The sequence below is a fragment of the Acinetobacter sp. YH12255 genome (assembly GCF_013417355.1).
In the GTDB taxonomy this organism is placed as follows: domain Bacteria; phylum Pseudomonadota; class Gammaproteobacteria; order Pseudomonadales; family Moraxellaceae; genus Acinetobacter; species Acinetobacter pseudolwoffii.
In genome coordinates, this window is the sequence record NZ_VPEC01000007.1 from 18,724 (window position 1) to 36,496 (window position 17,773).

General features: G+C 42.8%; 21 protein-coding genes and 1 pseudogene. 8 read left to right on the plus strand and 14 right to left on the minus strand.

All coding sequences use genetic code 11. From position 1 onward, the window contains the following. Window positions 1-12: 12 nt before the first annotated feature. On the plus strand, window positions 13-339 hold the full coding sequence (locus tag FTV30_RS16240; protein WP_257228896.1) for a hypothetical protein: 327 nt from the start codon (window positions 13-15) through the stop codon (window positions 337-339). 172 nt (window positions 340-511) lie between these two features. Next, entirely contained in the window at window positions 512-1,741 is a 1,230-nt protein-coding gene (locus FTV30_RS04405; protein WP_180001103.1) for an MFS transporter, read from the plus strand. A gap of 73 nt (window positions 1,742-1,814) precedes the next feature. On the opposite strand, the gene FTV30_RS04410 is transcribed toward FTV30_RS04405, so the two are convergent. The 4 genes from FTV30_RS04410 to FTV30_RS04425 form a co-directional block, all read right to left on the minus strand. Continuing rightward, window positions 1,815-2,117, minus strand: coding sequence for a DUF3817 domain-containing protein (locus tag FTV30_RS04410; protein ID WP_005094233.1), 303 nt, complete (start codon window positions 2,115-2,117; stop codon window positions 1,815-1,817). Between the two features lie 303 nt (window positions 2,118-2,420). Further along, entirely contained in the window at window positions 2,421-2,963 is a 543-nt protein-coding gene (gene sodC, locus FTV30_RS04415) for a superoxide dismutase family protein (RefSeq protein WP_005168781.1), read from the minus strand. 122 nt (window positions 2,964-3,085) lie between these two features. Further along, window positions 3,086-4,216 (minus strand): AI-2E family transporter, encoded by a 1,131-nt coding sequence (locus FTV30_RS04420; RefSeq protein WP_373683703.1) that lies wholly within the window; start codon window positions 4,214-4,216, stop codon window positions 3,086-3,088. A gap of 128 nt (window positions 4,217-4,344) precedes the next feature. Next, window positions 4,345-4,989 (minus strand): ParA family protein, encoded by a 645-nt coding sequence (locus FTV30_RS04425; RefSeq protein ID WP_005094230.1) that lies wholly within the window; start codon window positions 4,987-4,989, stop codon window positions 4,345-4,347. A gap of 124 nt (window positions 4,990-5,113) precedes the next feature. On the opposite strand from FTV30_RS04425, the gene FTV30_RS04430 reads away from it, so the two are divergent. Next, window positions 5,114-5,581, plus strand: coding sequence for a Holliday junction resolvase-like protein (locus FTV30_RS04430; protein ID WP_005094229.1), 468 nt, complete (start codon window positions 5,114-5,116; stop codon window positions 5,579-5,581). Window positions 5,582-5,609: 28 nt separating this feature from the next. After that, window positions 5,610-6,187: pseudogene (locus FTV30_RS04435) on the plus strand (hypothetical protein). An 18-nt stretch (window positions 6,188-6,205) separates the two neighbouring features. Here FTV30_RS04435 and FTV30_RS04440 read toward each other — a convergent pair. Then, window positions 6,206-6,835 (minus strand): class I SAM-dependent methyltransferase, encoded by a 630-nt coding sequence (locus FTV30_RS04440; protein WP_005094227.1) that lies wholly within the window; start codon window positions 6,833-6,835, stop codon window positions 6,206-6,208. 191 nt (window positions 6,836-7,026) lie between these two features. Here FTV30_RS04440 and FTV30_RS04445 point away from each other — a divergent pair, with 191 nt between their 5' ends. Next, the gene (locus tag FTV30_RS04445) at window positions 7,027-7,590 is read left to right on the plus strand and encodes a hypothetical protein (protein ID WP_180001126.1); all 564 of its coding nucleotides are present in this window, start codon (window positions 7,027-7,029) and stop codon (window positions 7,588-7,590) included. Between the two features lie 70 nt (window positions 7,591-7,660). On the opposite strand, the gene FTV30_RS04450 is transcribed toward FTV30_RS04445, so the two are convergent. After that, entirely contained in the window at window positions 7,661-7,993 is a 333-nt protein-coding gene (locus FTV30_RS04450) for a HopJ type III effector protein (protein ID WP_180001104.1), read from the minus strand. A gap of 174 nt (window positions 7,994-8,167) precedes the next feature. Here FTV30_RS04450 and crcB point away from each other — a divergent pair, with 174 nt between their 5' ends. After that, window positions 8,168-8,548 (plus strand): fluoride efflux transporter CrcB, encoded by a 381-nt coding sequence (gene crcB / locus FTV30_RS04455; protein WP_004281556.1) that lies wholly within the window; start codon window positions 8,168-8,170, stop codon window positions 8,546-8,548. A gap of 87 nt (window positions 8,549-8,635) precedes the next feature. On the opposite strand, the gene FTV30_RS04460 is transcribed toward crcB, so the two are convergent. Continuing rightward, on the minus strand, window positions 8,636-8,887 hold the full coding sequence (locus tag FTV30_RS04460) for a type B 50S ribosomal protein L31 (RefSeq protein ID WP_180001105.1): 252 nt from the start codon (window positions 8,885-8,887) through the stop codon (window positions 8,636-8,638). 97 nt (window positions 8,888-8,984) lie between these two features. Continuing rightward, complete coding sequence (locus FTV30_RS04465) at window positions 8,985-10,283, minus strand: AarF/ABC1/UbiB kinase family protein (protein ID WP_005094220.1); 1,299 nt, start codon at window positions 10,281-10,283, stop codon at window positions 8,985-8,987. 287 nt (window positions 10,284-10,570) lie between these two features. Between FTV30_RS04465 and FTV30_RS04470 the strand changes: the two genes are divergently transcribed. Further along, window positions 10,571-10,660 (plus strand): DUF1737 domain-containing protein, encoded by a 90-nt coding sequence (locus FTV30_RS04470; protein ID WP_373683704.1) that lies wholly within the window; start codon window positions 10,571-10,573, stop codon window positions 10,658-10,660. Here FTV30_RS04470 and FTV30_RS04475 read toward each other — a convergent pair whose 3' ends face one another. From FTV30_RS04475 to FTV30_RS04495, 4 genes are all read right to left on the minus strand, one after another. Further along, the gene (locus FTV30_RS04475; RefSeq protein ID WP_225554184.1) at window positions 10,661-11,146 is read right to left on the minus strand and encodes a transposase; all 486 of its coding nucleotides are present in this window, start codon (window positions 11,144-11,146) and stop codon (window positions 10,661-10,663) included. It abuts the gene before it with no gap. Between the two features lie 47 nt (window positions 11,147-11,193). Next, window positions 11,194-11,499, minus strand: coding sequence for an IS630 transposase-related protein (locus FTV30_RS04480; RefSeq protein ID WP_087547287.1), 306 nt, complete (start codon window positions 11,497-11,499; stop codon window positions 11,194-11,196). Window positions 11,500-11,698: 199 nt separating this feature from the next. Then, entirely contained in the window at window positions 11,699-13,057 is a 1,359-nt protein-coding gene (locus tag FTV30_RS04490) for an MATE family efflux transporter (protein ID WP_276553981.1), read from the minus strand. A 40-nt stretch (window positions 13,058-13,097) separates the two neighbouring features. Further along, the gene (locus tag FTV30_RS04495; protein WP_005094208.1) at window positions 13,098-13,556 is read right to left on the minus strand and encodes a DMT family transporter; all 459 of its coding nucleotides are present in this window, start codon (window positions 13,554-13,556) and stop codon (window positions 13,098-13,100) included. Window positions 13,557-13,682: 126 nt separating this feature from the next. Between FTV30_RS04495 and hemW the strand changes: the two genes are divergently transcribed. Next, the gene (hemW, locus tag FTV30_RS04500) at window positions 13,683-14,837 is read left to right on the plus strand and encodes a radical SAM family heme chaperone HemW (RefSeq protein ID WP_180001106.1); all 1,155 of its coding nucleotides are present in this window, start codon (window positions 13,683-13,685) and stop codon (window positions 14,835-14,837) included. 221 nt (window positions 14,838-15,058) lie between these two features. Here hemW and FTV30_RS04505 read toward each other — a convergent pair whose 3' ends face one another. Both FTV30_RS04505 and FTV30_RS04510 read right to left on the minus strand, forming a co-directional pair. Continuing rightward, window positions 15,059-15,268 carry a cold-shock protein gene (locus FTV30_RS04505; protein ID WP_004281542.1) on the minus strand — a complete coding sequence of 70 codons (210 nt, stop codon included), beginning with the start codon at window positions 15,266-15,268 and terminating at the stop codon, window positions 15,059-15,061. Between the two features lie 346 nt (window positions 15,269-15,614). Continuing rightward, window positions 15,615-17,438, minus strand: coding sequence for an acyl-CoA dehydrogenase C-terminal domain-containing protein (locus tag FTV30_RS04510; RefSeq protein WP_100357830.1), 1,824 nt, complete (start codon window positions 17,436-17,438; stop codon window positions 15,615-15,617). Window positions 17,439-17,773: the final 335 nt, after the last annotated feature.

Sequence of the window (17,773 nt, forward strand, 5' to 3'; positions counted from 1 at the left end):
ATTGCTCTTAATATGATGAAAGGTAATGAAGACTTAATCTGGTTTTTAAGATTCTGTTGGCTGAGCTTAGTAAAATTTTTTCCTCAAGACCATTTTTCAACAGAAGGACATGTTAATTATATTGATAAATTTATCATGGATAGGGCTAACTATTATTACTCTAGATTAGACTGTAGTGACCCATTAAAAAGTGGAAGTATTTCAAAAATAAAGTTAGGATCTTCGATAGCAAAAGATATTGATCAACTAATTATAGACTTAGTAGAACAAATTCTTCATTTTGAAAATCCTAGAAAAGAAAAATGGTTTCAAGAGTGGAACTCAGTAGAGTCTATTTGATTTTTATAAATTATTAGAATATAGATGAATAATGTATCCTCCATTGATTTGTTTTGAGTAGGTCATTAAAAAAGAGAACGGACTTAAAAACAGGACTCTGCTAAAATTTCCTCTTTCTATTTTAGACAAAGTTTAGCCTGCTTAAACGAGCAGGGTGACAATAAAAACTCCCATGCAAAACATCCAAACCCAAAAACTGACCCGTGCCACACTCATGTTCCCGCTGGCACTGGTTCTGTTTGAATTTTCCGTCTATATCTGTAATGACCTGATCCAACCAGCCATGCTATCGATTACCCGTGATTTTGGGGTAAGCAGTTCATGGGCGCCATCCTCCATGTCATTTTTTCTGTTGGGCGGGGCATTTGTCGCAGCGATCCTGGGGCCATTGTCCGATCGTCTCGGGCGTAAAAGGGTACTGCTGGGTGGTGTAGCATTTTTCACGATTAGCTGTCTGGCTATTTTATTAACACCCAATATCGAAAGTTTCCTATTCCTGCGCTTTTTACAGGGCTTTGGCCTGTCCTTCATTACCGCCGTAGGTTATGCCGCCATTCAGGAAAGCTTCGAAGAACGCGATGCCATTAAAGTCATGGCGCTCATGGCCAATGTTTCTTTACTGGCACCATTGCTCGGGCCGGTGCTGGGTGCCTTTATGATTGATCATATCTCCTGGCATTGGGGCTTTATCGGCATTGCATTTCTGTCATTTTTAAGCTGGTTTGGCCTGAAAGCCAAAATGCCAAACCTGAAAGTCAGTGTTCCGAAGCAGCCCTTCAGCTATATTTTGGATGACTTTAAACAGGTTTTAAAAAATAAACGTTTTGTGATTATGACCGCGGCACTACCTTTGGTCAGCCTGCCGTTGATGTTATGGATTGCCTTGTCACCCGTGATTCTGGTCGAGCAGTTTGGATTCAGCAGCGTGCAATATGGTCTGGCGCAGTTTCCGGTTTTGGGCGGCTTGATTATCGGTAATTTGGTTTTGCTAAAAATCATCGACAAAATGCCGCTGGGGAAAACTGTACTCTTGGGTGTGCCATTGATGCTGTTTGGTACAGGCTTATTAATACTCGGTCTGTTTATTCCAGATTATTTTGTGCATTGCCTGATTATCGGCACCACCTGTATCAGCCTTGGTGAAGGCGTAAGTTTCTCGGTGCTGTACCGTTTTGCACTGATGTCTTCTGAAGTGTCCAAAGGTACGGTGGCTGCTACGGTTTCGATTATCCTGATGCTGAGCTTTTTCGTGGTGATTGAGGCAGTTCGAATGGCTTATGAAGCCTATGACATTTGGGCCTATTGCATCGCCTCTTTCATTTTGATTGCATTGTGGTTTACTTTGCCGCGTCTGAGCTTAAAGCAGATTATTTCTGAGCGGAAGGTGAGAGGGGAGTTTTAAAGCTCCTCCTTTTATAAAGGAAGGCTATACCCTCTCTCTAACTCTCTCCCAGAGGGGGAGAGGATTTTAATATCTATTGAAGCTCAGCGACGGGCTGCTCTAGTTTCTTTAATTTCAGATCAAACAAAAATGGCCCAAATGGCAAAATTGAAGCGATCAGGCCCATCAAAAACATGCTGAGCGACCATTTTTGCTTTTCACAGACCGCAAATAACACCACTAAAAACAGCACAAATAGTACGCCATGCCCCATACCAACATATTTCACTAAGATCGGATTATCCATCATGTATTTCACGGGCATCGCGATAAATAAAAGTAGCAGAAATGAAATCCCTTCAAACAAACCGACCAGACGTAAAGTTTTGATGTTCATAAGACATACTGATTTAATTAAATTAACCCTGAGTGTACCCAATATAAATTGAAGATTAAATCTTAAAAATAAAAATATATTCAATATTTATAATGAGTTATAACCGAGTAAAGCAGTTGGTTATTTAGTTTCACGATACTATTATTGATGGCATAACTGCAAAAAAAACTTTAAGTTTTCCTACAATAAACTGATCTATTTCAAGAGCAAAAAAGTTATTTAGATGCCAACTCTAAAGAAAATTTCATGAAAAAAGACGAGCAGATAGCCCGTCTTTTTCTTTTTATATCTACACTAATCTGTTTAGATCACACCACATGCAATGCGGTCACCACCACCACCTAATGGTAAGGGGTTGTCAGAATAGTTGTCGCCGCCGGCATGAACCATAATGGCACGACCCTGAAGATCCGCCAGTTTCAAACGTGGTGCAAGCAGGGTGACACGGGCAGTACCGTCAGTATTGACTTTTAATGCGGGCAAATCACCGAGGTGACCGGTCACCGGCGTACCATGATTGGGGGACTGGTTCGGATTGTAATGACTACCGGCAGCCAGTGCTGCACCCATCTTGCCATCTTTCATGGCGGGTGCACATGAACCATTTTCGTGAATATGGAAACCTCGCTCACCGGCAGGGAGCTGTTTCAGGTTGGTACGTATCACCAGACCGGCTGGACTGTCACTGAGTAATACGGTGCCAATCTCTTGACCTATCCCCTCAGCGGTTACTGCATTTACAGTCACGGCTCTGACCAGTTCATTCGATGGAGAAGTCGAGGCGCAACCTGTGAAAAGTGCAGCACTGAGCGCACAAAGTGTCGTAATTTTAAACAATGAAGACATGGTATTGGCATCCTGATCTTTATTCTGTTTTGTAAATCTATTGAAACAGAGCAAGATCAGAAGCTCTATATAGAATCAGTACTTAAATGTTTTGTTTTGTTTAAGTCGATTCAATCTGTGCTTTAAGGTGCTTTGGGCGGTGTGTCCTCGGTCTGCGGATCGAGGTCATGTGCCATGGTGGCTTTAGGCATCATTAAAGGTTCATTCAAATTACTTTCATGTAACCATTCACGCCAAATTGCCAGCAAGACTGCAAGAATCACTGGACCAATGAAAACGCCGACCAGACCAAAACTGGCAATACCGCCCAGAACACCAAACATAATCAACAGGAATGGAATTTGTGTTGCGCCAGAAATCACCAGTGGACGAATTACGTTGTCGGCCGTACTGACAATACAGACGCCCCAAGCCATCACCCCAATCGCCTCAATCGTCTGTCCCTGTGAAAAGAGCCACAGTGATACTGCACTATAAGCCACCGGTGGGCCGAAAGGAATCAGGGCGAAAATAAAGGTCACAATGGTCAAGACCATCGGATTTGGCACACCCGCGACAAAATAACTCAGACCTGCCAATAAAGACTGGGCAATTGCAGTCAAACCAACGCCATAGACCACCGCACGTGTAGTGGCAGAAATGGTAGAAAAATAATGATGTACACGTGGCCCGACCACCATCTCAAAAGCTTTACGCACCTGATTTAAAATGGTCTGACCATCACGGTAGAAAAAGAACAGCGAAAGTATCGCAAAACACAATTTAAAGATATTTTTACTGACTTCATTCAATACCACTTTGCCGTAATTCAGATGACCTTGAATCCAGCTCGAGATCGATAGCGCGATACTGTTTGGATCGGTATTGATTTCATTTAAAGTTCGGCTAATTTCCTTGCCGACAATCGGAAGGCCACGAATAAAATCCGGTACATCCAGATGACCGGAAAAGACCTGTCGCTGCAATTCAAAATACAGATTACGACCTTCATGCTGCAACATAAAAATGGCGAAGATAAATGGCAGACCAAACACCAGAATCACGGCCAGAATCATCACGGTTGCACTCAGCGTTGGCCGATTGCCGCACATGCGTAACACCGACTGATACAAGGGCCAAGTCATATAGGCGATAATCGCTGCCCAAACTACAGGGATGATGAAATATTTGAGTATATGAAAACTCAAAAAAATCAGGATAAAGAACAATCCAAATAATAAGACTTTTTGTAATGTAGGCGCGTACTGTTGCACTGAATTTAATGGCTCATTTTTTAGGTCGTGTTCAGGCATATTAACTGAAAAAAAAGCGATCGAAAATGACGGCTTGGTAAGTAGCGTGATTATTTTCCCAAAGCAGTGTTAGGATTCAGCGGACTGGCTTAAAACCACTGACTGGGATCATCGATAATGGCATTCAGCACCGGTTGCCATTGATCCTGTAATTCCCGATAGATTTTTTGAGGTTTATCAAAGACTGACAGACCTTCCATAGCCAGACGGCTATAAGGTGCACGTTCTGAAATCCAGGCCACCGGCTGCTGGTCGATCTTGTCAAAAAACTGCTGTATGTCCTGATTACTGGCTGCATTCGGTTTGGTACGGTTGGCCAACAGTAAAATTTCAACCTTGCCTTTACGAATCCGCTTAATGTCCTGCAAATGTTTGAGAAAACGACGGGTCGAATCAATATCAAAAAATGAAGGCTGAATCGGAATAATAATCGCATGCGCTTCACTGATCAGCTGCTCGGCATGATCTTCAGTCAACGCTCCCGGTGCATCAATGATCAGATACTCAATCTGCTTCGGTGCATCACCAATGGATTTGTGATTGCGCCAGTCCAGACTTTGAATCGGCATGGCCTGTTCCGGACGTTGCTTGAGCCATTGCAATGCAGATTTCTGGTTATCGGCATCGGCCAGCGCCACCTTATAACCTTTTTGTGCGAGTGCTGACGCTAAACTAATAGCTGTCATGGTTTTGCCACAACCGCCTTTCTGATTCGCAACTAAAATTGTTTTCATGACTCAAGGTGATTTTATTCTGTTCCTGCCTAGCATATCATTCTTTTCAAGCGTACCAATGGCTGATGTTTTCAACTTCAGTCGAATATTGTGCTGAAAAAATAAAGTAAATTAGGAAGATTGAATGTCCATATGGATGGCCATGCTGATTGGCACATGTATCGGGGTGGTGCTGACCACCATTATTTTAAGTCAGACACGCAATGGACGCATCAAGGCTGAATATGAGCAGTATATTGCCGAGCTGGAACTAGAACATCAGCAGGCATTGATCGCCGCGCAAAAACGCAGTGTCAATACCAGCAGGGCAGTCCTGAAAGGCAAAATGGCGGAACAGCTCGCACCGATCATGCCGGAATTTCAATATCTGCCCAGTGATGCCAAGTTTCTGGGCGATCCTGTCGATTATGTGGTCTTTGATGGCTATACCGATTTCAGAGACGGCGAAGGCGAAGCAGAGGATATTGAAGTGGTATTGATTGATATCAAAAGTGGCGGAGCGCGGCTGACCAAAGGCCAGCAAGCCATTGCCCGTGCAGTTCAGGAAGGGCGGGTGCGTTTTGAAACCATCCGGATTGATTTCGATGATTGAGCACAACCAAGGAAAAGAATAAAAAATTATGCAGAAATTACTGATCACTGCGCTGCTGTTTATGCTTGGACTGTGGGTCTGGAATGAGTTTTTCGTGCGATCCCACATCTGGAAGAACGAGGTGTCTTAAAAAACTTTTCGGTAGAGCCGATTCAGCCCATTTCAGCTACATTTACTGTGCATGATAAACGTTTCGTTAAACCGAATCGTCGTGTCTTGCATCAGGCCAGCCCTATGGTTGGACATTTTAATGATCTGGCCTATGTCAGTAATATCGATGTGCTGTTGCTCAGCCAGTCACTGCCAGCCATGCAGGCAACATTAGTATTTGATCAAGCAAAACGCTGTTATCAAATCGAGAAACAAATCAGCCAGGCTGAAGCTGAATTTCTCAGCACGCATGTCCAGCATTTTAGTCTGATCGCTGCCAACGAGAAAATTGCCAATCAGATTCGCAGGCTAAAATCAGGGCAGAAGATTACACTCAGCGGTGATCTGGTCACAGTACATTCAGGAAGCACGGGACAGGAATTTCAGGTGGGTACAGGCTCGGAATATCATGCCCATTGTCAGTTGCTGCGTGTGACTCAGTTGCAGCAACATTAACGGCAAAACGAAAATAAATTAGCCTTGCGGTTTACGCAGTCGAGCCAGCAGCATACGCTGGCCAATCTTCGGAATCCCTGTGGCATTGATATAATTCAATTCTTCAATTTCAAAACCAGTTTCCAGTAAGGCAGTTTCAATATCCCGGTTTAAATGACAGCCATCTGCGACTTTCTTCTGAATCGGGGTGAGTAAATGCTGCAGGCGCTGGATATTTAAATTTTGTCGATTCAGCACATGTTCGACCACATGCAAGTGACCGCCCGGTTGTAGCACACGATAAATCTCACGCAGACTTTGGCCGAGGTCAGCAATACTACACAGCGTCCAGGTCGAGATCACATGTTCTAGACTATGTTCTGCAAAAGGCAATGCTTCTGCGCTGGCCTGAATATGTTCAACCTGAAAAGCAGCCTGCTGGATGCGCGGTTCTGCCAGCTTGAAAATGGCCGGATTGGGTTCTACGGCATAGACCAGATCTACTTCTTGATAGAAAGGCAGATTCAGCCCTGTACCAAAACCAATTTCCAGTACTTCACCAGAAATGTTCAAAAGCAATTCACGGCGTAAATCCATCAAGGACGGCGTTTGCATCACCTGATTTAAAAGGTGCGGAAAGATGTGTTGTTGATAAAGTTGATACAGCATTTGGGTTGTTTTAATTTAATCTGAATGTATTTTAGCTTAACTGAAAAATACAATATTCGGGAATGCCCAAGCTGACTAAATACACCCAGTTTGTTACCAAGTTCAACTGTTTATTCATTAAAAAATACGTAAGATCAAGGAAGATATCCTTAAAACGTTTGATCAACTCGATTAGGATTAGATTAAAAATGATGTTCAAACACTTTAAACATTATGCATTGTTGGCCGGTTTGTTGCTGCCTATTTCCAGCTATAGCTCGGTCGATCACAATATTGCCAAAGGTTTGCCACCTGTGGTCAAAGGACAGTCAATTTCTGTCTTGCAGCCTTTTAAAGGCGATTTCCGTATTTTGGGTTCCAAAGTCTATAGCGTTGATCCACAGGCCAAATTCTCTCCGATTGATTATGCGGTAAGTTGGGGCCTGTTTGCTGAACCTGAAATTGCCCGACATATTAGTGTCAATCAATATGACCGTTATCTGAACTGGAAAATGGATCGGGTACCCGTGCCGGTAGAACAAGCCAAGCAGATGGTGTCCAATATGCATATCATTCCGGCCAATCCTGAAATTGCCAAGGCCATTAAAAAGGTGAAACGTGGTGATCTGGTGCGTATGCAGGGTGAGCTGGTTGAAGTGCGTGATAAAGATCTGGTCTGGACATCGTCTTTAACTCCGACGGATACCGGTGATGGCGCCTGTGAGGTATTCCGTGTCAGTTCAATTCAGTGGATTGAACAGGTTGGGAAAAGCTAAATTAAAATTTGCTATTTAGATGCCTATAAAAAACCGCTCTTATGAGCGGTTTTTTATACTGATAAACTGCTTATTTAGCAGTTAAAGCCTGACCTTCAAATGCAATGCCATCCCAGCCATTTTGCATAAACTGGCGGATATTCTGATGATCGCTGGCTTGAGGCATCGCTTGTACAGCTGCATAGTGCTCGGCAAACAGGCTTAAGGTTTGGGCCTGATCCAGCCCATTGAGTCGTGCAAAGGCAAAAACTTTGGCGCTGCCTTGGTTTTCAGTGGTTGCATTGCTCTGCTGGCCATTTTTAAATGCAGTCGGGGTATGGGTATAACGCGTTTCGATATAGGCAATCACATCTGCAAATTTTGCCTCACCTGCGGCCAATTGTGCCAATAAATCTTGTGCCATACTGTTTTCCCTTTGCAATCAATAAAAATTCGATGCGATGAATATAGCAATTTTCTTGCGAAGTTCCATGGTATTTAATAGGTTTTCAGTTCAAGATAATCATGAAAATGATTCATAATTAATTTGAAATTTCGGATCAAATCAACTGGATCAATAAATAGAATAGGAACGTATATGGGCTGGCTTTGGGTGGCAATCGGCGGGGCAGTGGGTGCCAGTTTACGGTATGCAGCAGGGCTCTGGTTGCTAAAACCACAGATGCAATTTCCTTGGCCGACGTGGTGGGTCAATATTCTGGGCTGCTTATGTGCAGGGATCTTTTTTGCCTGTAGCCAAAAATATCCAATGCTGCAACAGGAAGCACGTCTGTTTTTAATGGTGGGGATACTGGGCGGATTTACCACATTTTCCAGTTTTGGTCTGGAAAGCTTTCAGCTCTTGAAACATGGCGCTGTAGGTTTAGCTCTATTGTATGCGCTGTCGAGTGTAATTGTTGGAATTATCGTTCTGGCGCTGGGTTTTTACTTGACTTCACTGGCTTTGGCTCAAAGCTGAAACAGACATAAAAAAGTCAGGAAACTGGAGGTTATTTCCTGACATAAACCACGATTTGAAGATCAAGATAATCGACGGTTTTTAGTTTTAGCCACGTTTAAAGCGGCCAAAACGTTTATTAAAGCTTGCCACGCGACCTTCATTGCTGGTTTGACGCTGCTCGCCAGTATAGAAGGGATGAGAAGCACTTGAAATATCAAGCGTGACATAAGGATATGTTTTCCCCTCATATTCTTTAGTCTGGCTAGAGTTCATTGTGCTGCCAATCACAAAATAAGTATCGGCATTGGTGTCATGAAATAACACTTCACGATACGCTGGATGAATATTTGGACGCATATATAATTCCCTCATGATTCTTAATGAAATGTTATAATGTAACATTTAATACTTCAAGTTATCTAGAGTTACAGCGTGTAAGCCTTTGGGGTCAAAATTAACCTCGACTCGGCACCAGTTCTTCAAATACATCACTCAGATCATCATGAACTTTTAAATGAATCAGGTTCCAGTATTGTCCTGAAATCGTCCGGTTCACCATGAGCGTATCTGGAGATGGCTTAAACACATCCCAATATTTTAGAGAAGGTTTGAGCAACTCCATGCCATCATGATGGGCCGAGTTTTCAGCAAAATCATAATGGGTAACCAGTGGACGCATCAGAACTTCCAGCCATTGTTCATACAATTCAGTCGGGAATTTTCCGGTTTCAGTCAAGGAATGCAGCGCATCTAACTGTTGCTCAATCACGGGAATATTCTTCTCGCGTGCGGCATGAATAAGTTCCCGGAAATGCCCAATCACTTCAGTCGAAAGAGTCTTAACGCCACCATAATCATAAACAATCACAGAGCCATCTTCACGAAAGGCAAAGTTGCCCGGATGCGGGTCACAGTGAAAGCGTTTCAGATAAAAAATTTCCTGACCAATCGCACGCAGCAGACGGCGCCCTAAGGCATTGCGGGTTTCCTGTGGCCAGGTGCTGGCGGTTTCAATACTTTCTCCCATTTCCTGACTCAAGGTTAGAATATGCCGTGAAGAATATTCATGAAAAACCTGTGGAATCACAATTTTATGATCCAGTGACTCATGGAAAGCGCGGGCAACTTCCAGGTTCTGAGCTTCAATTTCATAGTTGAGCTCATTGTCCAGACTATGCTGAATTTCTTTAAATAACTGATCCTGAAGTTTACGGTCAATCTTTAAAACGCCCATCATACGGAGCGCCAGACGTACCTGTTTCAGGTCACTTTCACAGGCTTCATCGACCCCTGGATACTGCACCTTGACCACCACTTGCTGGCCATTGGGTAAAGTGGCTTTATGTACCTGACCAATCGATGCAGCGGCAAAAGGCTGTTCATCAAACTGTTGGAATAATTGCTGTAAAGGTTTGCCGAGTTCCTTTTCAATTTGCGCCTGAATGTCCTTAAATGGCATGGGCGGTGCCTGACGTTGCAATTTGGCAATGGCTTTGGCAACTTCGGGTGGAAAAATATCTTTATATTGCGAGGCGATCTGACCAACTTTCATGACCGCGCCTTTCATTTCTCCCAAGGTATCCGCGATTTGTATACCAATATCCTGAAATAATTTGCTGCGCGCAGTGTTTTTCTGCTCTTCGTCGGCAGTTAAATTTTTAATTGAATTGGATAGGGTTTTACCTGCAATACTTGCGGTCATTCCGGCAAGTTTCATAAAGCGACGACCGGGTGTGCTAGCCGTTTTTGCCATGCGAGATTCCTTGAAACCAACAATTATTTGATGTATTTGATCATAGGTGACAAAGATTCAATTGCCTAGATTTAATTGTAGAGGTTGTGTTGTGATTTTCTTTAACTTCTCCATCTTTAGTGCATGATCTTTGATTTATCAGAAGATTTTTCTTCACCTCCTGTACTTAAACCCAAACAAGATTCCTGAATACATCATTGTTTTAGGTCAGGCTGCGTAATCATACTAAAGGTTGTTTTAGTCCCAAAAGTATAAATAAAACAACTCGCAGTAATGAAGAAAATTCAATGAAAGCCTATCGATATTTTACAGGGAAAGATGATGTACATTTTTGTGCGCGGGTGACCCGTGTCTTAAATGAAGGTTATGAGCTATAGCTAAATACCAAATAAATCATTACAGTAATCTTTAAATAATTTATCAATATCTTTAACTCTAAACTTATTTCGAATTGCCTTGACTCGCGACCACATATTTTCTATTGGATTTAAATCTGGACTATATCTAGGAAGCCACACAATGTAATGGCCTGCACAACGTACCAACTCCTGAAGTCTTTTCCCTTTGTGAAAGGTCGCATTGTCCATAATCAAAACACTGCTTTCTTTCAACTTAGGTAATAAATCCTGTTCAATCCAACATTCAAATACTTCTGTGTTCACTGAACAATTAAACACACCAACTGTCAGTAATCTATTTTCAATGATTGCACCGATCGCATTACTGCAATTCTTCAACTGCCAGTTAAATTTACCTTCAGCACGTGTTCCTTGAAGGCTATAACTATGGGTTCTGGTACTTTCACTTTGAAAACCACTTTCATCTATGTAAATCAGAGGCAATTTCCCTTCTAAACACTCTATGAGATTTTGAAATTGCTGACGTTGATTTTGATCTGCTTTAGGATGCTTTAACGTCTTTTTTTACGCGATATTCCTGCGGCATGTAACGCATTAAATACCGCATGAGTGCTTACTCCTAAACGTTCAGCTCGCTCATACTGATAATCATCAGGATATTGTTCAACATCCTTCAATATTTGCTCTCTGCTAATTTTAGCTGGACGGCCAGGAATAGGTTTGTTTGTAGTGGATTTTTTCCAGTTCTGAATTGTCTGTATACAGATGTTAAAATGCTGTGCTGCTTTTCGCACAGACATTTCATCTCGAATCATAATTTCTATGACTTTGTCTTTAAAATCTTTTGAATATCCCATATCTCTATTGTTCTATAGTTTTTAGGATTTGGCTATATATGGTTCACCCACCATGACTTTTAATGGTACGGATGTAATTGTGGGGCAGGTGGTGATTAAAGATGTAGTGGATGAATCTGAGATTCCACAAGGATTAAAAAATGCGCTGGATCTTTAATCTCAGCGCATTTTCTAGCTTAAATTAATCAAATAAAAGTGTTTAGTTGTTTAGACTTAAGCGTTTATTATTGCCATATAAACGGCCCAATAAAAGTATACAAGCTACGCTGAGGCCTACAATCAGGCCAACCCAGACACCGGCGGCGCCCATGTCGGTAAAGCGGGACAAATACACCCCGACCGGGAAGGCAATCACCCAGTAAGCCAGCATGGTAATCCACATTGGCCCCTTGGTATCCTGCATGCCGCGCAGACAACCTGCCGCACTGATCTGCCAGGCATCCATCAGCTGATAGGCAATGGCAAACAGAATCAGATACACCGCAATTTGGGTCACGATCAGATCTGAGGTGTAGAGTGCTACGATTTCATTGCGGAAAACCCAAAGCAGAATCATGGTCAGGATCGCCAGAATAGTGGCAGTAATCAGGCCGAGATATTGTACTTTACGCATTGCCTGCCAGTTCTGTTCGCCATAATAGGTGCCGACCCGAATGGTCAGGGCAATCGCCAGTGACATTGGAATCATAAACAGCTGTGAGGTCACTGAAATGGCAATCTGATGCGCAGCAACAATGGTTTCTCCCAAAGGGCTGAGCACGATCGCCGCAGTACTAAAAATACTGACCTCAAAGAAAATCGCCAGTCCGATCGGCAGACCAAGCTGCAAGATGCGTTTCATCCATTCCGGGTTGATTTTTTCCCAATGAGTAAACGGCTGGGTGCGTTGATAGGCTTTATTCTTAAAAATATACAGTGCCAGAGTAATGACCATTAACCACTGTAAAATTGCCGTAGCAAAACCACAGCCGGCACTACCCAAGGCTGGAACAGGGCCAATTCCATACATAAATACATAGTTCAGTGGAACCAGCAATACCAGTGCCAATAGGCTGATGACGGTCACCGGGCGTGGATGACCAATCGCTTCTGAATAGCCACGTAAGGCGGCATACATAGTCACTGCCGGCATACCAAAACCAATTGCATGCAGGAATAAACCGGCTTTAGGCTGCAAGCTTTCCGGTACACCTAAGATTGGTAAAGTCGCTGGCAACAGCTGCAAAATCAGGCCAGCAATAATCCCCAGAATCAGGGCCACCCAAAGTGACTGACGGGCAATGGTGGCAATTTTTTCAGGGGTACGTGCGCCATTCGCTTCAGCCACCAAGGGTGTCGTGGCAATCATGATGCCGCTAAACAGCAGCATCACCGGAATCCACAGACCCACCCCGACTGCAATTGCTGCAAGATCGGTCGCAGACAGATGACCTGCCATAATGGTATCAATCAGGCCCAAACCTGCCTGGGAAAATTGGGTCACCAGAATAGGTAACATCAGATGAAACAGTTTTTTTAATTCAAAACCAAAGGTCGTAACCGGTGTAACATTCGACACAAAAATTACTCATCGTGATCATGTGCTTAAATAGAGGGGTTTAGCGTTGTAAAGTGAGAAGCACACCAATAAAAATTACTCCGCCGCCTAAAAGACGTTGCCAGTTAATCGGCATTTTTTCGTTGCCCAATAAACCCAGATGATCGACCAGCATCGACATGGCCATCTGACCAAAAATAATCAGGCCGCTAAGCACCAGAAAGCCAAGTTTGGGGGCTGCATAAATGCTCATGCTAATCGCGTAGACACCCACGATGCCCCCAAGCCATAAATACCAGGGAACATTCATTAATTCCTGTACACCGGGTTTGGGATTGGACTGAAAAAGTACAATCACAGCGAGCACTATTGTACCAATCAAAAAGGAAAAAAATGCAGCTTGCATAGGAGAATATAAATATTCTTTCAGTTGCGTGTTAATTGCGGTTTGAAGCGTCAGCAAAACACCAATTGCAAAGACTAAAGGAAGTAAAATAATCAGTTGAGAAGATATTTTCATAATTTTAACTGTCTAATTCTATTTGAGTTTTTAGATATAACCCGGTGATCATTTTAATTTTAGCAGTGTTGCTGTCGAGTCATGTTAAAATTCAGCTATATCTTGTAGTCGTTTTTGAGTAGTTCTTTGGCTGAATTGAATCCTGCTGTTATCCCATTGTCTTTATATATTCATATGCCATGGTGCGTGCGCAAATGTCCGTATTGTGACTTTAATTCGCATGCTGTTCCTGATGGTGAATTATCACTGGAACTAGAACAGGAATATTTACATGCCTTGGTTGAGGATTTTAAAACGCAGGTCGATTTTGCCCAAGACCGCCAGATTCATACTGTATTTATTGGTGGCGGTACGCCGTCGCTGATTTCTGCTCAAGGTTATCAATGGCTATTTGATCAGTTGCAAGCCATTATTCCCTTTGCAGAAGGCTGTGAAATTACGCTGGAAGCAAATCCTGGTACGGTAGAGCATGACCCATTTGCAGGTTATTTGCAGGCCGGCATTAACCGTTTGTCGATTGGGGTGCAGAGTTTTAATACTGACCATCTTAAACGCTTGGGTCGGATTCACAGCAATGAAGATGCGATTTCTGCGATTGGATTGGCGCGTGAAGCAGGCTTTCAACGAATTAATGTCGATTTAATGCATGGCTTGCCTGAGCAGACTTTAGATCAGGCCTTGCATGATTTAAAACTTGCGGTAGAAAATGGCGCGACACATATTTCCTGGTATCAGCTGACGATTGAACCGAATACGGTATTTTTCCGTACCCAACCTATTCTACCGGTAGATGATGTACTTGAAGAGATTCAGGAGCAGGGCGAAATTTATCTCAAAGCTCAAGGCTTTATCAATTATGAAGTTTCTGCCTGGCGTAAAGAACTACCTTCAGCGCATAACCTGAATTATTGGCAATTCGGCGATTATCTGGCGATTGGTGCGGGTGCACATGGCAAAGTGACTCAACCTGATGGCGTATATCGTTTCCAGAAAACCCGCTTACCTAAGGACTACTTAGCCAAAGTACCTGCTGAACATTTGCAGTTTAAGCGTATTGAAGCTGCAGAGATGCCATTTGAGTTTATGATGAATGCGCTACGCTTAAATCAGGGCGTAGAGGCTAAATTTTATATCGAGCGTACTGGTCAAAGTTTGGACACCCTACAAGATTTATTGAACTCTTTACGTAAACGAAAATTAATGATCTATGATCAAAACCGGCTTGCATGTACCGAGCAGGGGCATATCTTCTTAAATTCGGTACTGGAAGAATTTCTTTAACTGATTTTTATTTTCTGAACATTTTTCAAAGACCTTCATAAATCTATATGGGGGGTTTTTATTGTGCAGATTTTACCAGATCAGGAGTTTTTAGCTTGGCATAGAGCACACCGGTTTTTAAATCAAACAAATAAGCTTTAAAAGCTAGAGTTGAATAAGAGAAATTACAAGCACAAAAAAAGCACTCTAAGAGTGCTTTTTTTCAATATCTTGCTTCTAAATTATAGAGCAACGATATTTACAGCTGTAGGGCCTTTTTGACCTTGAGCTACGCTGAAAGAAACCTTTTGGCCTTCAACTAAAGTTTTGAAACCTGAACCAGTGATTTCGCTGAAATGAGCAAAAACGTCTGGACCTGATTCTTGTTGAATGAAACCGAAACCTTTAGTTTCGTTGAACCATTTTACTGTACCGTTAACTGTATTAGACATAATGTAACCTATTGAATCGTATGAATTTATAGCCAAAATTTCAGATGACTAACTGTAACTTTGAAAAATAAAAAGGATGGAGCTTTTTGATCTGTAATACGAAGGTTTATGACTAAAACTGCGATACTTAAAAGAAACTAACCAAAACAAGAATTTTTCTAGTTGGGATTATCATACCGCTTATTTTGAGATATACAAGCGTTTTATTTATCTAATTTATTAGGCTATTGAAAAATATAAAATTAAACCTGTATATTTTGTATTCAGGCCGGTGTTTTTAGGGTTTTAAAAGGTTAGCTCTCAATAAAAAGAGCGCCGAAGCGCTCTTTGTAATTCAATTTACAGCTTAGTAATCAAAACTAAAGTGCTCTGGCGCCAGTGCGGTCATGGTTTTGGATGGATTCACCATCGCTTCAGCATGACCTTGGGTACGAGGCAGAATACGTTCGAAATAGAAATCAGCGGTTTTGATTTTTGCTTTATAGAACTCAGGTACTTCTGCGCCATCGCCAGAAGCCAGTTTGGCTGAGGCAACTGCGGCTTGCTGCGCCCAGAAGTATGCCATCATCACATAGCCCGAGAACATCAGAAAATCGACTGAAGCAGAAGAGACGATATCGCGGTCTTTACGGGCTGCCAGCATGATTCGAACAGTTAATGCATTCCACTGGGCACATAGCTTGGTGAGATCCCAGGCAAAACGGCGCATATATTTATTACGCGCATGCTGACCACAGAATTTCAGGATTTCAGCGGTGTAATCACGAATCACTTTGCCTTTCGAGGTTAACAGTACTTTACGACCGATCAGATCGAGTGCCTGTACACCTGTCGTTCCTTCGTACAAGGTAGAGATACGTGAATCACGCACGATCTGTTCCATGCCCCATTCTTTGATATAGCCATGACCACCAAAGATTTGCATACCGTGATTCGATGCTTCATAGCCCATTTCAGTCAGGAAGCCTTTTAGAATCGGGGTATAGAAACCTAAGTGATCATCATGCTGTTCAAAGGCAGCGGTATCGCCACGCAATAAAGCATCATTCATGTTGTCGGCAATTTGCGCAGCATGATAAATCATGGCACGGCCACCTTCGGCAATGGCTTTTTGCGTCAACAGCATACGGCGTACATCGGCATGATGAATGATGGCATCCGCCACTTTTTCCGGATCTTTTTTGCCAGACAGGGCACGCATCGACATACGCTCTTTGGCATACGGCAGAGCACCTTGGAAGGATAACTCCGCATGACAGATGCCTTGAATCGCAGTGCCAATACGCGCAGTGTTCATGAAGGTGAACATGGCATGCAAGCCTTTATTCGGTTCACCAATCAAGTAACCCGTGGCCTTGTCGAAATTCAGCACGGCTGTTGCTGAGGCACGAATCCCCATTTTATGTTCAATCGAACCGCAATTGACTGGATTGCGCTCACCGATGCCACCATCGGCAGCAGCAATAAATTTCGGTACGATAAACAGTGAAATGCCTTTAGTACCTTGCGGTGCATCCGGAAGGCGCGCCAGCACGATATGTACGATATTTTCAGTGAGATCGTGCTCGCCTGCGGAAATAAAGATTTTGGTTCCTGAAATGGCATACGTGCCATCTTCTTGCGGCTCGGCTTTGGTTTTAACCTGACCCAAGTCGGTACCACATTGCGGCTCAGTCAGACACATGGTGCCAGCCCAAGTACCCGCAACCAGATGCGGCAGATAGGTATTCTTCTGCTCATCGGTGCCGTACTGGATAATGGTATTGATACAGCCCACGCTTAAACCCGGATACATCTGGAATGACCAGTTTGCAGTTCCCATCATTTCCGATTTGATCAGGTTTAAAGACATTGGCAGGTTTTGACCACCAAACTCTTCAGGATAAGACAGACCTTGCCAGCCACCTTGGACGAACTGATCATAAGCGTCTTTAAAGCCCTTAGGCGTTTTCACTTCGCCATTTTCAAAATGACAGCCTTCAGCATCACCGCTTTCATTCAGAGGTGAAAGTACATTTTCACAGAAATCTGCTGCACCTTCCAAGATCATGTCTACCGTGTCGGTATCGGCATATTCACCATTCGACAAATTCTGGTAGTGCGCAGGGTAATCGAGCACTTCATTCATGAGGAAGCGAATGTCGTGTAAAGGGGCTTTATATGCTGGCATGCGTTTAATCCTGATTAAAATAGTTTTGGATTATCTGTATCGATTCTTTGATTATTCATATTTGAGATAAAAAAACATTGATAAGGCAAGCAAATAAAAATGTCAGAAAAGCGAATCGAGTCTTAGAGCCAACCAATAAAATCGGATGATTTCATCTTCTGGCTGTCAGCGTACAGAAAGGTTGAAAACTTCTTATCTGATTGGACTTTAATGAATTGAACACCAGATTGTCTAGTGCTACTTTTGTATGAATTGTACTCAATTGTTATCAATAAAAAATTCAAGTTAAAAATGTCATTAAATCCAGTAGCTGAATTTTTAGTCTTTAATAATGG

What these genes read in the sequence shown, in the direction of transcription:
- FTV30_RS16240 (WP_257228896.1), top strand. Translation starts at nt 13, where the DNA reads ATGATGAAAGGTAATGAAGACTTAATCTGGTTTTTAAGATTCTGTTGG.
- FTV30_RS04405 (WP_180001103.1), top strand. Translation starts at nt 512, where the DNA reads ATGCAAAACATCCAAACCCAAAAACTGACCCGTGCCACACTCATGTTC.
- FTV30_RS04410 (WP_005094233.1), bottom strand. Translation starts at nt 2,117, where the DNA reads ATGAACATCAAAACTTTACGTCTGGTCGGTTTGTTTGAAGGGATTTCA.
- sodC (WP_005168781.1), bottom strand. Translation starts at nt 2,963, where the DNA reads ATGTCTTCATTGTTTAAAATTACGACACTTTGTGCGCTCAGTGCTGCA.
- FTV30_RS04425 (WP_005094230.1), bottom strand. Translation starts at nt 4,989, where the DNA reads ATGAAAACAATTTTAGTTGCGAATCAGAAAGGCGGTTGTGGCAAAACC.
- FTV30_RS04430 (WP_005094229.1), top strand. Translation starts at nt 5,114, where the DNA reads ATGTCCATATGGATGGCCATGCTGATTGGCACATGTATCGGGGTGGTG.
- FTV30_RS04440 (WP_005094227.1), bottom strand. Translation starts at nt 6,835, where the DNA reads ATGCTGTATCAACTTTATCAACAACACATCTTTCCGCACCTTTTAAAT.
- FTV30_RS04445 (WP_180001126.1), top strand. Translation starts at nt 7,027, where the DNA reads ATGTTCAAACACTTTAAACATTATGCATTGTTGGCCGGTTTGTTGCTG.
- FTV30_RS04450 (WP_180001104.1), bottom strand. Translation starts at nt 7,993, where the DNA reads ATGGCACAAGATTTATTGGCACAATTGGCCGCAGGTGAGGCAAAATTT.
- crcB (WP_004281556.1), top strand. Translation starts at nt 8,168, where the DNA reads ATGGGCTGGCTTTGGGTGGCAATCGGCGGGGCAGTGGGTGCCAGTTTA.
- FTV30_RS04460 (WP_180001105.1), bottom strand. Translation starts at nt 8,887, where the DNA reads ATGCGTCCAAATATTCATCCAGCGTATCGTGAAGTGTTATTTCATGAC.
- FTV30_RS04465 (WP_005094220.1), bottom strand. Translation starts at nt 10,283, where the DNA reads ATGGCAAAAACGGCTAGCACACCCGGTCGTCGCTTTATGAAACTTGCC.
- FTV30_RS04470 (WP_373683704.1), top strand. Translation starts at nt 10,571, where the DNA reads ATGAAAGCCTATCGATATTTTACAGGGAAAGATGATGTACATTTTTGT.
- FTV30_RS04480 (WP_087547287.1), bottom strand. Translation starts at nt 11,499, where the DNA reads ATGGGATATTCAAAAGATTTTAAAGACAAAGTCATAGAAATTATGATT.
- FTV30_RS04495 (WP_005094208.1), bottom strand. Translation starts at nt 13,556, where the DNA reads ATGAAAATATCTTCTCAACTGATTATTTTACTTCCTTTAGTCTTTGCA.
- FTV30_RS04505 (WP_004281542.1), bottom strand. Translation starts at nt 15,268, where the DNA reads ATGTCTAATACAGTTAACGGTACAGTAAAATGGTTCAACGAAACTAAA.
- FTV30_RS04510 (WP_100357830.1), bottom strand. Translation starts at nt 17,438, where the DNA reads ATGCCAGCATATAAAGCCCCTTTACACGACATTCGCTTCCTCATGAAT.